This is a genomic window from Mesorhizobium sp. M1322, assembly GCF_040318085.1.
In the GTDB taxonomy this organism is placed as follows: domain Bacteria; phylum Pseudomonadota; class Alphaproteobacteria; order Rhizobiales; family Rhizobiaceae; genus Mesorhizobium.
This window is the reverse complement of the sequence record NZ_JAMYLP010000124.1, coordinates 1-12,898: the sequence shown is the minus strand read 5'-3', so window position 1 is coordinate 12,898 and position 12,898 is coordinate 1. Positions and strand designations below refer to the sequence as shown.

Genomic DNA, 12,898 nt, shown 5'->3' with positions numbered 1-12,898 from the left:
TCTCTCGCCAAACCATCGCCGGTCCTCCCGGCGGACAAGAAAACTGTCACCCATGCAATCGGTCCATTCTGTTACCTATCTATCCGGTTCGGACAGCCGGCACCTTCTCCCCGTATAGTGACGAGGAGAAGGGGACTCAGTCCCGGTAAACCGGCTCCTGCTCGTCGAGGATCGCCTTCAATTCGGACAGGTGCCGCTCGGCCTGGCCGGGATAATCTTCCTGCTCCGACGCCGCCTTCTCGGCGATTTCGTCCGACAGGACCCGCAGCGGACGGCCGGTCCACAGCGCCTTGATGTAGGTTTCGGCGGCGCGCTCGAAATAGAACATGCGGTTGAAGGTGTCGGCGACGGTATCGCCGATGACCAGCACGCCATGATTGCCCATGACCATCACCTTGACCTTCGGATCGGTGAGCAGCTGCGAGCAGCGTTCGCCCTCTTCCTCGAAGGCAAGCCCGCCATAATGGCTGTCGACGACGTGGCGGTTGAAGAAGATCGCCGAGTTCTGGTCGATCGGCGGCAGCGTCGAGTCGGCGAGCGAAGCGAGCACCGTGGCGTGGATCGAGTGCACATGCATGACGCAGCGCGCATGACGCACATTGCGATGGATGGCGCCATGCAGGCCCCATGCCGTCGGGTCGGGCGCATTCGGGCCGGAGAGCGTATCGGGATCGTTGGCGTCGATTAGCAGCAGGTCGCTCGCCTTGATGCGCGAGAAATGCACCTGGTTGGGATTCATCAGGAATTGCGAGCCGTCATCGTTAACGGCCAGCGAGAAATGATTGGCCACGGCTTCATGCATGTTGAGCCGCGCCGTCCAGCGGAAGGCGCAAGCCAGGTCGACGCGCTCCTCGTAGAAGGGCAGGTTGGTCAGCATTTCCTTCTGCAGGCGGGTGATGCTCATCGAAAACCTCCGTGAAAGAAGCAAGGATGCCGCGCGCCGCAGATGCGCGCAACCGGTTTCGTTTGGTGCAGGCGAGCGCTGTTGCCTTACGCCGCCGTGCTTGTGGCTGCGTCGACCCTGAGCCCGCCATGCTCGACGATAAACTCGATCACCTCCCGCAGGCCTTTGCCGCGCGACAGGTCAGTGAAGCCGAACGGCCGCTTGCCGCGCATGCGGGCGGCATCGCTCTCCATGACATCGAGGTCGACGTTCACATAGGGGGCGAGATCGCTCTTGTTGATGACGAGGAAATCGGACCGGGTGATGGCCGGGCCGCCCTTGCGCGGGATCTCCTCGCCCTGGCAGACCGAGATGACGTAGAGCGTCAGATCGGCAAGGTCGGGCGAGAAGGTAGCGGCGAGATTGTCGCCGCCGGATTCGATGAAGACGATGTCGAGATCCGGGAACTTCCTGATCATCTCGGCGATCGCCTGCAGATTGATCGAGGCGTCCTCGCGGATGGCGGTATGCGGGCAGCCGCCGGTCTCGACGCCGATGATGCGATCCTCGGGCAGCGCCTGAAGCCGGGCCAGCATCATGGCGTCTTCCTTCGTGTAGATGTCATTGGTGACGACGGCGATGGAAAACTCGTCGCGCAGCGCCTTGCAGAGTTTTTCGGTGAGCGTCGTCTTGCCGGAGCCGACGGGGCCGCCGATGCCGACGCGAAGAGGACCATTGGCTTGTGTCATGCGACGAACTCCGTGATGGCAAGAATGGCGAAGCCGAACCCTACAACCAAGCAGAGCGGCGAATAATAGCTGACATCGAGCCGCGCGAAAGGCTGTTCGGGCGCCAGCCGGCGCCACCACGGCGTGAAGCCGGCAATGCCGCGTGTCAGGAAGACCAGTGCTATGAGCAGCGCTGTCGCGGCAAGCCCGGCCTTGGGAACGGGCGTGGCAAACACGCCTTCGAGCGCCATCGGCCACAGTGTCGCCAGGCCGAGGCAGGCGGCAACGGCGAAGCTGGCGAAGGGCGCCGGCATTTCATCGACGCCGCGAAAGCCAACCACCGCGCGGGCGCAGGAGGCAGCGTCCCTGCCCGGCCAAATGCCGCCAATGCCCCAATAGACATGCAGCGTCGTGATCAGCAGCAGGACCAGCGAGAGCGCGAAGGCGAGGACGATCATGAGCGGAACAATCGCGAATATTGCGTCTCGTGCTTCATCGCCATGACATCCGAGACGAACGCGCAGCCGCCGAGATCATCGAGCGTCGAGCCGGCAGCACGGGCGGCGACGCCGAGCGCCAGCGGTTCGAAGCCGGCGAGCAGCGCGGTGGCGCCGGGCTGGCCGACGACGCCGAGCCGGATCGCGGCCTGGACGAGATTGGAAAAGAAGCTCTGCAGGAAGGCCGACAGCGCGTCGTGCAGGGCGATGGCGTTGCCGCCGGCAGTTGCGCCGACTGCGACGCAATAGGCGCACTCGGCCGGCAGACGGTCCAGCACCTGACACGGCCATGCCGATGCCGCCCTCAGGAAGGCGGCGCCCTGCAGCATGGTCTCGGCATGGCGCTCGCGCGAGCCGGCCAGGGCCTCGGCGAATGCTGCGATTTCGGCGAGATCGCCAGCCTGGCGCGCGCGCCGCCAGCTTTCGGCAAACAGCACGGCATCGTTCCAGCCCGAGCCCATCTCGACCAGCGTCTCCAGCCATGCAGCGAGGTCTTCGACGTCGGCGACCAGCCCGGCATGCACGGCTTGTTCGAGACCATGGCTGTAGGAAAACCCGCCGACCGGGAAGGCAGGCGACAGCCACGCCATCAGCCGCAACAAAGCGACGTTGGAAGGCTGGTCAGTCATGGTCGTGCGAATGGCTGTGGGAATGCGACTCGCTGTGGGTATGGGAATGCGACGCGGCATGGCTGTGCGCATGCGCCTCGGCATGAGCATGGCCATGGCCGCCATGCCCGGAATAGGCGCCGCGCACCGGCTTGAACGGCTCGGAAACGTCGCTCACGGTCGCACCCAGCCCTTCCAGCATCGCCTTGATGACGTGATCGCGCAGGATGAGGATGCGGTTAGCCTCGATGGCGGCGGCGAGATGGCGGTTGCCGATATGCCAGGCAAGCTCGGCCAGATGGACAGGGCCGCTGGCACGGATATCGTAGAGCGGTTCCTCGGCCGCAGTGATCTCGATGTGGCGGCCATCCTCCAGCACCAGCCGGTCGCCATCGTTCAAGGCAACCGGCTCAGGCAGGTCGACCAGCACTCTGTCGCTACGGGCCGTTTCGATGGCGCGGCGGCGCAGATGCCGCTCGTCATGGGCAAGCACTGCGCTGTCATATGGCGTGGTGGCTCCCGCTTGGCCGGCGGCGAGCACCGAGACGGCACGCGGGAATTTGGTGAAATCTGTGCGGATGTCGAGCTTCATGTAAAACGGCCTCTCCAAACAAGCGTAGCCTATCGCAAAGCACCGACACAACCCAGGCCAGGTGCACCGGATAGAGCCGGTATTGGCCCGGATGCTGGACGATGCGGGCCAGCCCCGACAAAAGACGCGTGACGCCAAGGCCGATCACCATGCCCATGACGATACGGATGTGCGGGAAGATGTCGTGGCGTAAGGGAGTTGCTGGTTCATTAGCTACCCCTTGGCAAGGAACACGCTAAAGAAGAAGCCAGCTAATCCCGCAGGAAATCGCCCATCGAAAGTGGGTTGCCCGGCCAAAATCGTTCATCGAGCGCCTGCTTGGATGTGAATGGAGGTTCGCCTGGAAAGTGAGATTTCCTGAGACCCGTTTCCCTGACCGCGACAAGCACCGCATGCCCGTAAGCCTGGTCGAAAATCTGAGCCGGGTATCGGCGAAGACTCGGGCTGTCTTTGATGAATGTTTCCGATCCAGATGCGCTGTTCGGAAATTGACGACTGCCAAGTATGACTTCGATGGCCCGGTTGGAATTCCCATTTTAGGAGATGTGCAAGCAGCACCTCCATCCGACTGCGAATTTCTCTTTTGTCACTTCTCCCCAAACTCTCGATCTCCTCGGCAAGATTCTCACGATCGAGGTCGGAGAAACGACCTTCGCGCAACAACGCGCCTTGCTCGGCGCACCACTGGACGTAGTCCGCTTCGTAGGGAGTGGGGGCCCGGAGACGATCAATCCTGTTCATGAGCCCATCATGCCCGAATTTCGAGACAATCGCAAAACGGCCCGTGAGAGCCTAGGACAACTGAAGCATCGATATTTGACGCTCAGCCGCCAAGGCGATGGTAAGGGATCAAAATAGAAAATACCTCTGCGCCATCGGCAGCACCGTGGCCGGCTCGCAGGTGAGCAATTCGCCGTCGGCGCGGACTTCGTAGGTTTCGGGATCGACCTCGACATGCGGGGTGGCGTCGTTGAGCACCATCGAATGCTTGCCGATGCCGCCGCGGGTGTTCTCGACGGCGACCATCTGCTTGTCGACGCCGAGTCGGCCGCGCAGGCCGGCATCGAGCGCGGCTTTCGAGACAAAGGTCACCGACGAGTTGGTCATCGCCTTGCCATAGGCGCCGAACATCGGCCGGTAGTGCATCGGCTGCGGCGTCGGGATCGAGGCGTTGGGATCGCCCATCGGGGCGGCGGCGATCATGCCGCCGATCAGCACCATGTCGGGCTTGACGCCGAAGAAGGCCGGGTTCCACAGCACCAGATCGGCGCGCTTGCCGACCGCCACCGAGCCGATCTCGTGCGACAGGCCATGCGCGATGGCCGGGTTGATCGTGTATTTGGCGATGTAGCGGCGGACGCGGAAATTGTCGTTGTCGCCGGTTTCCTGCGGCAGCGAACCACGCTGGCGCTTCATCTTGTCGGCGGTCTGCCAGGTGCGGATCGCCACTTCGCCGACGCGGCCCATCGCCTGGCTGTCGGACGAAATGATCGAGAAGGCGCCAATGTCGTGCAAAATGTCTTCGGCGGCGATAGTTTCCTTGCGGATGCGGCTTTCGGCAAAGGCGATGTCTTCGGGGATCGACGGCGACAGATGATGGCAGACCATCAGCATGTCGAGATGCTCGGCCAGCGTGTTGACGGTGTAGGGCCGGGTCGGATTGGTCGAGGACGGGATGACGTTGGGCAGCCCGCAAACCTTGATGATGTCAGGCGCATGGCCGCCGCCGGCGCCTTCGGTGTGGAAGGCGTGGATGGTGCGGCCCTTGATCGCCGCCACCGTGTCTTCGACAAAGCCGGATTCGTTCAGCGTGTCGGTGTGGATCATCACCTGCACGTCGTAGTTGTCGGCGACCGTCAGGCAGCAGTCGATTGCCGCGGGCGTTGTGCCCCAGTCCTCGTGCAACTTAAGCGAGCAGGCACCGCCCAGCACCATCTCTTCAAGCGCGGCCGGCAAGGACGCGTTGCCCTTGCCCGACAGGCCGATGTTCATCGGGAAGGCGTCGAAGGACTGGATCATGCGCGCCAGATGCCACGGCCCAGGCGTGCAGGTCGTCGCCAGCGTGCCATGCGCCGGTCCGGTGCCGCCGCCGAGCATGGTGGTGATGCCTGACATCAGCGCCTCCTCGATCTGCTGCGGGCAGATGAAGTGGATATGCGCGTCGAAGCCGCCGGCGGTCAGGATTTTGCCTTCGCCGGCGATGATCTCGGTGCCGGGGCCGATGATGATGGTGACGCCGTTTTGCATATCCGGATTGCCGGCCTTGCCGATCGCGGCGATGCGTCCGTCCTTGAGGCCGATATCGGCCTTGAAGATGCCGCCTGACGCATCGACGACCAGCGCATTGGTGATGACGGTGTCGACCGCGCCTTGGGCACGGGACACCTGGCTCTGGCCCATGCCGTCGCGGATGACCTTGCCGCCGCCGAATTTCACCTCTTCGCCATGAAGGGTGAAATCCTTCTCGACCTCGATGAACAATTCGGTGTCGGCAAGCCGCACCTTGTCGCCGACGGTCGGGCCGTACATCTGGGCATAGGCGGCACGGGTGATTCTAGCCATCAGCAATTGCTCCCGAAATACGGCCCCAAATACAGCCGGCCGAAGCCCGGCCCCACAGTGTCGCCATCCTATGGTCACGCAATGACCCGCTGAGCGACACCTTCCGATCCCATTTAGCGTTTGAGGTGGCCGGGTCACCCCAAAACGACCGTTCGCCAATCGATGGAAAGGAAGATCCATGCGCAAAACGATAAGTCTCGCAGCCGCCGCCACCCTCCTGCTCGCGACCGCTGCCAGCGCCCAGCAACAGCCGGCGCCGCAACCCGGCGAGCCGCCGGCATCGCCCGCTCCCGCGGCGCCCGGCGCTCAGCCGGAAGTGCCGGCGATTCAGACCGTCAACGTCGTCGACATCGAGGAACTGCCGGAGGAAACGAAGACGAAGGTCAACGAAGTGATCGCCAAGCGCGGCGAGGACGGCCTGCAGAAATTGCGCAGCTCGATTGACGCGACGCCCCAGGTCAAGTCCGCGCTGGAAGCCAAGGGACTCACCTCGGCGCAAGTGATCGCCGCCAGCATGGATGCCAATGGCTCGCTGACCTTGATCACCAAGAAAGCGAGCTGACGATGCGCTTTGGCGGGCCGGCACAGGGTCGGCCTGCCGCATCGGGGAGGGAACCTTCGCAGGGCAGAATACGTTTCGACTTTTTGGCGTAGTAACGAGTCTCGAAAGAGTCTCTGAAGGCGAGCGATGACGATCACCACCTTCCCCGACACCAGATGGCTGCATATGATTGCCGCCACTGCGTTTCTCGCGGCGAGCGTTCCCCAGGCCGCGCTTAATGCGCAGGGCCTTGAAGGCCCGGATACGGTCAACAAGATCATCGGCTCGGAGGTCGGCCAGGAAGAGACCAACACGGCTGTGGAAGCCGGCAAAGTCGCCGCGGCGATCGACCGGACGCGTGAAAACATCGGCACGGTGCGCAAGACATCCAAGCTCGACAAGGTCGATATCGTGTTCCTTACCGACGCCGCGCGCACGGAAGGCGGCCTGCCGCCGGCGATAGAAAGCAAGGTTGAGCAGCATCAGGACGAGATTGCGGAACTGCGCCAGGAGATCGAGGCGAACGCATTGCTGTTCAACGCCATCGACTCTCGACGCGTGCAGACCGAAGACGTTCTCGCCGTGGAATTCGACGATCCTGGAAAGGTCGTCATCTACGCGGCGGCCAAGCCGCCCAGCTGAGCCGAAACTGCTCGACGCCTTGGATCGCACAACGCGCCCATGGGATCTCACAGCGCGCCCATGATCTTCTGCTGGAACCCGTAGACCTCGCGCTTGCCGCCGAGCGGCACCAAAGTGACGTCGCGCTCCTGGCCGGGCTCGAAGCGCATCGCCGTGCCGGCGGCGATGTCGAGGCGCATGCCCCGCGCCTTGTCGCGATCGAATTTCAGCGCCTCATTGGTCTCGAAGAAGTGATAGTGGCTGCCGACCTGGACCGGCCGGTCGCCGCTGTTGGCCACTTTGATGGTGACGGTCGGCTGCCCCCTGTTCAGTTCGATCTCGCCGCCTGCCGTGATGATTTCGCCCGGGATCATCGCCAGCCTCACAAGACGCCGAAGGCGAGGCCGGCACCGAGAAGCAGGATCGCCGAGAGCGATGTGCGTTTGATCGTTGCGGGGACCATCGATATGCCTTTCGCTGTCAGGATCGTGCCGTCACGCGGCATCACGGGCCGGGCCGCAGCCTTCGGCCTTAAGGACGCGCTTTGTCGAGGCGGGATGTTGCTTCAGCATCGCTGCCGGCCGGATCGGGCGCGGTGCGAAATCACCGCCGCAGTTCGGACAAACGCCGCCCAGCACATGTTCCACGCACTCGGCGCAGAAGGTACACTCGAAGGTGCAGATCAGCGCATCCGTCGCCTCAGGCGGCAGGTCCTTGTCGCAGCATTCGCAGTTGGGGCGCAGTTCAAGCATTTTCCTCTCCTCACCTTATCGGTTCATGCACGGTCACCAGCTTGGTGCCGTCGGGAAACGTCGCCTCGACCTGGACGTCGTGGATCATCTCGGCGATGCCGTCCATCACCTGCGCGCGGGTGACGACATGGGCGCCGGCCTCCATCAGTTCGGCGACCTGGCGGCCGTCGCGGGCGCCCTCGACGACGAAGTCGGTGATCAGCGCGATCGCCTCGGGGTGATTGAGTTTGACGCCGCGTTCGAGCCGCTTGCGCGCCACAATCGCCGCCATGGCGATGAGCAGCTTGTCCTTTTCCCTTGGCGTCAGGTTCATGCGTTTCCCAGGAATGACATAATCGGAATCAGAGTGACCATAATTTGGGCAGACCCGCCCGTCCGTTGAGCAATTCGACGAGCGGAACCAACCGCTTGCGGAGCTGGTAGCCGTCCTCGGCAAACAGCCTCGCAAGAAGCTTGCCAGATTTCTTCACGCTCCAGACGCTGGCGTCGCCCTCGCCGCCGATGATGTCACGGACCGGATCGAGCAAAGTCTCCACCCGCGGTGAGATCATCAGCACCGTCGCCATGGCGATGGCGCCGCCGGCCACGGCCGAACGGCCCAGAATCGCCGCAATGCCGGGCCCGATGCGGAAATCCTCGGCATGAACGAGCGCTCCGTCCTGGCTGACGCGCCAGCGGTCGTGGAAGCTACCATGCGCCGCGCGTTCGCCCATGGCGAGGCGGCCGAAGACGGTCGCCTCGAGCACCAGCGCCTCGCCACCGGCGGCAAGCTCCAGGTCGAGCCTGCGAGCAAAGGCCGATCGATCAAAGACGATGGTTTCCTGCGGCAGCCAGGCGATGCGGCCGCCGGCGCCGACGGTCAGCTTCACCCGCACCTCGGCGCGATCGGCTGCGGCGCGGTAAACCTTCTCGCAGGCCTGGGTGGTTATGGTGGCGGAGGCGCCGGCGCCGACATCGACCTCCCAGCCGAGGCGGTCGCCGCCAGTCAGCCCGCCGGCGGTGTTGATCAGGACGGCTTCGAGCGGATCGGCCGAGACGGCCGGCATGCGGATCTTGGCGGAACCATCCTGATAAAGCCGCCGAAGACGCGTGCGGCCGCCATTCTTGTCACAGCCGAGCCGCGCCGTTCCGGCGACGCGTTGGGCCGGCGGGACAAAGGTCAGGCCACGTTCGATCATATCCATGGCGCTAACGTTAGCACTCCGCCGGCTTTGTCGACATATAGCTTGTTGCTTGACAACGTTTCGGTTTCTATAGAGGAGCCATCTTGGTACGGTCACACAGCGCCTGGCGGGATAAAAGGCGGCGGTGACGATTTGAGCCTGGGGAAAAAGAGGCGCTGATCAGTTGGCGTCGAGAAACGACAAGGTTGGGGAAGGAACCGAATGGCTGACCAGCTGGCAACGGAAATCATCGCGAAGATCAAGGCTCATGCCGAGCCCGGTGGTGATGAAATCACCACCAGCACCGAACTGACCTCACTAGGCATTCATTCGCTGGAACTGACGGAAATCATCTTCGACCTCGAGGAACAGTATGGCATCGAGATCGAGATGAACACGGTCGATGCCTGGAGCAACCTGAAGAACGTCGGCGACATGGTCGAGGCGGTTCGCGCGCTGATCGCGAAAAAAGCCTGACTGAATGCACAAGCGCGTCGTCATTACCGGCATCGGTGGCATATGCGGGCTCGGCACCAATGTGCCCGCGATCTGGGGCGAGATGCGCGCCGGCCGCTCGGCCATCGGCCCGATCGTCAATTCGGAGCTGCATGACCTGAAAATCAGGGTCGGCTGCGAAATCAGGACGCTTCCCGATCACGGTATCGACCGCAAGCAGGTCGTCTCGATGGACCGCTTCAGCCTTTTGGCGACGATCGCGGCGCGGGAGGCCGCGCAACAGGCCGGGCTGAACTCGCATGCAGCCAACACTTACCGGATGGGCGCCATCGTCGGCGTCGGCGTCTGCGGCTGGGAGGCGATCGAAGAGAGCTACCGCGCCATCCTGCTCGAAGGCAAGAATCGCACCGGCATCTTCACCGTGCCGAAAGTGATGCCGGGCGCTGCGGCCGGCCATGTCAGCATGAATCTCGGCCTGCGCGGGCCGGTCTTCGGCATCACCTCGGCCTGCTCCTCGTCCAATCATGCCATTGCCTCTGCGGTCGACCAGATCAGGCTTGGCCGCGCCGATGTCATGCTCGCCGGCGGCACCGATGCGCCGCTGGTCTGGGGCATTCTGAAAGGCTGGGAGGCGCTGCGGGTGCTGGCGCCCGACACGTGCCGGCCGTTTTCGGCCGATCGCCAAGGCCTGGTGCTCGGCGAAGGCGCCGGCATGGTCGTGCTGGAAACCTACGAGCATGCCATGGCGCGCGGCGCTACGATTCTCGCCGAAATTGCCGGCGCCGGCCTTTCCGGCGATGCCTCCGACATCGTCGCGCCGACCATCGAAGGGCCGGAGGCGGCGATGCGCTTCTGCCTCGTCGATGCCAGGCTCAACCCGGAAGACATCGACTACATCAATGCGCATGGCACCGGCACCAGGGCCAACGACCAGATCGAGACGGCGGCGATCAAGCGCGTCTTCGGCGATCATGCCCACAGGCTTTCGATCTCCTCGACCAAATCGATGCATGCCCACTGCCTCGGCGCGTCGGGCGCGCTGGAGCTGATCGCCTGCGTGATGGCGATCCGCGAAGGCATCGTGCCGCCGACGGCCAATTTTCGCGAAACCGACGCCGATTGCGATCTCGATATCACGCCGAATGTGGCGCGCGAGCGCAAGGTGCGCGCGGCGATCAGCAACGGCTTCGCCTTCGGCGGCACCAATGCGGTGCTGGCGTTCAAGGCAGTCTGACCGCGACCGGATCATCCAGATACGGCGAGACTTGTTGCCACTCGCCACGACCGCGCGATTCCGCGCGAAAAATCCCCGCCCAGGAGTTTCGATGACCGACCTGTCCGCCTTTCCGATCGCCACGCGCTGGCCGGCCAGCCATCCCGACCGCATCCAGCTCTATTCGTTTCCGACGCCGAACGGGGTGAAGGTGTCGATCGCGCTGGAGGAACTCGGCCTGCCATACGAGGCGCATGCGGTGAACATCGGCAAGAACGAAAGCTGGACGCCGGAATTCCTGTCGCTGAATCCCAACGGCAAGATCCCGGCGATGATCGATCCGGACGGTCCAGGCGGCAGGCCGATCGGGCTGTTCGAATCCGGCGCCATCCTGCTCTACCTCACCGACAAGACCGGCAGGCTGGTCCCGACCGACCCGGCGCGGCGTTACGAAACGATCCAGTGGGTGTTCTTCCAGATGGCCTCGATCGGGCCGATGTTCGGGCAGGTCGGCTTCTTCCACAAATTCGCCGGACGCGAGATCGCCGACAAGCGGCCGCTGGCGCGCTATCGCGACGAATCGCGGCGGCTGATCGGTGTGCTCGAGACGCGGCTGAAGGGCCGCGGTTGGATCATGGACGACGACTACACCATCGCCGATGTCTCGATGCTGGGCTGGGTACGCAATTTGATCGGTTTTTACGAGGCGAGGGAACTTGTCGGCTTCGACGACTTTCCCAATGTCGCGGCATGGCTGGAACGCGGCCTTGCCCGGCCGGCGGTGCAAAAGGGTCTTGCTATCCCCGCGCGGAGCTAGCTCAATCGGCCGCAGGCGCCGAGAGGCGGCTATTTTGCCTTGGCTTTGGGTTTTGACCCCCCCTTGCCCATGACAGAAGCAGCAAGGGACGCAGCGCCCCTGGCAGTGGCGACAACCGCACCGGCTGCAACATTGGCCGTCGTCTTGACCGTGCGCATTGCGCTGTCAGCCATAGAGCCGCCGCTTGCCGATTTCCTCGGCTTGGCCGGTTTTGCCGAGGCCTTGGCTGCAGTCGACACCACTTTCTTCGGTGCTGCCTTGCCAAAACTGGGCTTTGCCGCATCCTTGGAGCGAGCGGCGACCGCCGGGCCAGCGCCCGTCTTTGATTCGGTTGCCTTTGATTCGGTTGCCCTGGATCGAGTTGCCCTGCCCTTGCCGGGCGTAGGCTTTCTTGCCGTGGTAGCCATCGGACAGTTTTCCTCATGTCAGCATCATTGCCGTATCGGACATAACGGCCGGAAAGTCCTAAGGTTCCAGACGCCGGCTCTCCCGCAAATCAGGCGTGATCGCCGATCACCAGATCGGGGGGGCGGCGGCGGGCAAGCACGCGGTCGATGTTGGGCATGTCGTTGGAGGCGATCCAGGCGCGGGCGTCCTCGTCGGAGCGGCCATGTTCATGCCATCGCTCAAGCAGCCGGCGCTCGAGCTCGGCGCGCGGCACATCGATGAAGATCGAGAAATCGAACAGCGGCGCCAGTCGCGACCAGGGTTCCTCGTCAAGCAAGAGATAATTGCCTTCGACCAGGATGAATTTGGTGTCGGCGGCGATGATCGAAGCGGCGGCGCGCGACAGCTCCATGCTGCGGTCGAACACCGGAATGGCGATGTCGGGCTCGGCGGCGCGGATGCGCTTCAGCAGGGTTTCGAAGCCGGCAAAGTCAAAGGTCTCCGGAGCGCCCTTTCGCGCGCGCAGGCCGCGCCGCTCGAGCACGATATCGTCGTAATGGAAGCCATCCATCGGCACGATTTCGGCCGCGCCTTCCGGCAGAAGTTCATGCAGGCGGGCCGACAGCGTCGACTTGCCGGCGCCCGGAGGACCGGCGATGGCAACGACAAAGCGCCGCGCCTTGCCGGCGCGCTTGAAGATGGTGGCGGCGAGATGAGCAATCTCGGACATCGGAGCCCTTCTGGCTGGGTGTTTTGGATCGCATCTTGGCGATAGTTCGCGGGAATTTCAAACGCGGGATTGGCGCTCGACGCAGAAGTTTTGACCGTCCGTTGGCAAATCGCAGACCTCTAGGATTGGCCGAAACGATCCTCCCTTTCGTCATCCTGGGGCGGAGCAAGGAGCGAAGCGACGCGGCGCAGACCCCAGGATCCATGCCGTTACGTCAAGGCGCCGCAGCGGTGCAGGTTCTGTCCCGCCGCATTCCTCGGCCGATGTCACGGCATGGATCCCAGGGGCTCCGCGCCGGCGCGTCGCGCCTGGGCCGCCCGGGGGTGACGCTGCGGGGGGGGGGCGGGC

18 protein-coding genes and 1 pseudogene are annotated in these 12,898 nt (G+C 63.7%); 5 read left to right on the top strand and 14 right to left on the bottom strand.

What is annotated here, in order from left to right; genetic code table 11:
- Positions 1-136: 136 nt before the first annotated feature.
- The 8 genes and pseudogenes from NKH12_RS27875 to ureC all read right to left on the bottom strand — a co-directional run bounded on the left by NKH12_RS27875 (position 137) and on the right by ureC (position 5,870).
- Positions 137-904, bottom strand: coding sequence for a class II aldolase and adducin N-terminal domain-containing protein (locus NKH12_RS27875; protein ID WP_352956086.1), 768 nt, complete (start codon positions 902-904; stop codon positions 137-139).
- Between the two features lie 86 nt (positions 905-990).
- On the bottom strand, positions 991-1,632 hold the full coding sequence (ureG, locus tag NKH12_RS27870) for an urease accessory protein UreG (RefSeq protein WP_352956085.1): 642 nt from the start codon (positions 1,630-1,632) through the stop codon (positions 991-993).
- Positions 1,629-2,069 carry a DUF3995 domain-containing protein gene (locus NKH12_RS27865; RefSeq protein ID WP_352956084.1) on the bottom strand — a complete coding sequence of 147 codons (441 nt, stop codon included), beginning with the start codon at positions 2,067-2,069 and terminating at the stop codon, positions 1,629-1,631. The genes ureG and NKH12_RS27865 overlap by 4 nt, the downstream gene beginning before the upstream one ends.
- On the bottom strand, positions 2,066-2,737 hold the full coding sequence (locus tag NKH12_RS27860) for an urease accessory protein UreF (protein WP_352956083.1): 672 nt from the start codon (positions 2,735-2,737) through the stop codon (positions 2,066-2,068). The genes NKH12_RS27865 and NKH12_RS27860 overlap by 4 nt, the downstream gene beginning before the upstream one ends.
- Entirely contained in the window at positions 2,730-3,308 is a 579-nt protein-coding gene (locus NKH12_RS27855; protein WP_352956082.1) for an urease accessory protein UreE, read from the bottom strand. Before NKH12_RS27855 ends, NKH12_RS27860 begins: the two co-directional genes overlap by 8 nt.
- A gap of 251 nt (positions 3,309-3,559) precedes the next feature.
- Positions 3,560-3,724: a DUF29 family protein gene (locus NKH12_RS27850; protein ID WP_352956088.1), complete on the bottom strand. Its 165-nt coding sequence runs from the start codon at positions 3,722-3,724 to the stop codon at positions 3,560-3,562.
- 106 nt (positions 3,725-3,830) lie between these two features.
- A pseudogene (locus NKH12_RS27845) lies at positions 3,831-4,049 on the bottom strand (DUF29 domain-containing protein); the annotation flags it as partial.
- 108 nt (positions 4,050-4,157) lie between these two features.
- Complete coding sequence (gene ureC / locus NKH12_RS27840; RefSeq protein ID WP_502910853.1) at positions 4,158-5,870, bottom strand: urease subunit alpha; 1,713 nt, start codon at positions 5,868-5,870, stop codon at positions 4,158-4,160.
- Positions 5,871-6,048: 178 nt separating this feature from the next.
- Between ureC and NKH12_RS27835 the strand changes: the two genes are divergently transcribed.
- Positions 6,049-6,432, top strand: coding sequence for a hypothetical protein (locus NKH12_RS27835; protein ID WP_192362697.1), 384 nt, complete (start codon positions 6,049-6,051; stop codon positions 6,430-6,432).
- A gap of 126 nt (positions 6,433-6,558) precedes the next feature.
- The gene (locus tag NKH12_RS27830) at positions 6,559-7,053 is read left to right on the top strand and encodes a hypothetical protein (RefSeq protein ID WP_352956081.1); all 495 of its coding nucleotides are present in this window, start codon (positions 6,559-6,561) and stop codon (positions 7,051-7,053) included.
- Positions 7,054-7,100: 47 nt separating this feature from the next.
- On the opposite strand, the gene NKH12_RS27825 is transcribed toward NKH12_RS27830, so the two are convergent.
- From NKH12_RS27825 to NKH12_RS27810, 4 genes are all read right to left on the bottom strand, one after another.
- A complete protein-coding gene (locus tag NKH12_RS27825) occupies positions 7,101-7,406 on the bottom strand; it encodes an urease subunit beta (protein WP_352956080.1) in 306 nt (101 codons plus the stop codon).
- Between the two features lie 120 nt (positions 7,407-7,526).
- The gene (locus NKH12_RS27820; RefSeq protein ID WP_352956079.1) at positions 7,527-7,784 is read right to left on the bottom strand and encodes a DUF1272 domain-containing protein; all 258 of its coding nucleotides are present in this window, start codon (positions 7,782-7,784) and stop codon (positions 7,527-7,529) included.
- A 10-nt stretch (positions 7,785-7,794) separates the two neighbouring features.
- A complete protein-coding gene (locus NKH12_RS27815; RefSeq protein WP_077374462.1) occupies positions 7,795-8,097 on the bottom strand; it encodes an urease subunit gamma in 303 nt (100 codons plus the stop codon).
- A 28-nt stretch (positions 8,098-8,125) separates the two neighbouring features.
- Positions 8,126-8,968 (bottom strand): urease accessory protein UreD, encoded by an 843-nt coding sequence (locus tag NKH12_RS27810; protein ID WP_352956078.1) that lies wholly within the window; start codon positions 8,966-8,968, stop codon positions 8,126-8,128.
- 201 nt (positions 8,969-9,169) lie between these two features.
- Between NKH12_RS27810 and NKH12_RS27805 the strand changes: the two genes are divergently transcribed.
- From NKH12_RS27805 to NKH12_RS27795, 3 genes are all read left to right on the top strand, one after another.
- On the top strand, positions 9,170-9,424 hold the full coding sequence (locus NKH12_RS27805) for an acyl carrier protein (protein WP_135933889.1): 255 nt from the start codon (positions 9,170-9,172) through the stop codon (positions 9,422-9,424).
- Between the two features lie 4 nt (positions 9,425-9,428).
- Positions 9,429-10,637, top strand: coding sequence for a beta-ketoacyl-[acyl-carrier-protein] synthase family protein (locus tag NKH12_RS27800; protein WP_352956077.1), 1,209 nt, complete (start codon positions 9,429-9,431; stop codon positions 10,635-10,637).
- A 91-nt stretch (positions 10,638-10,728) separates the two neighbouring features.
- Positions 10,729-11,433 carry a glutathione S-transferase family protein gene (locus tag NKH12_RS27795; protein WP_352956076.1) on the top strand — a complete coding sequence of 235 codons (705 nt, stop codon included), beginning with the start codon at positions 10,729-10,731 and terminating at the stop codon, positions 11,431-11,433.
- A 29-nt stretch (positions 11,434-11,462) separates the two neighbouring features.
- Here the strand turns inward: NKH12_RS27795 and NKH12_RS27790 are convergent, their stop codons facing one another.
- A complete protein-coding gene (locus tag NKH12_RS27790) occupies positions 11,463-11,840 on the bottom strand; it encodes a hypothetical protein (protein ID WP_352956075.1) in 378 nt (125 codons plus the stop codon).
- Between the two features lie 89 nt (positions 11,841-11,929).
- Positions 11,930-12,550 (bottom strand): nucleoside triphosphate hydrolase, encoded by a 621-nt coding sequence (locus NKH12_RS27785; protein WP_352956074.1) that lies wholly within the window; start codon positions 12,548-12,550, stop codon positions 11,930-11,932.
- Between the last annotated feature and the right edge of the window lie 348 nt (positions 12,551-12,898).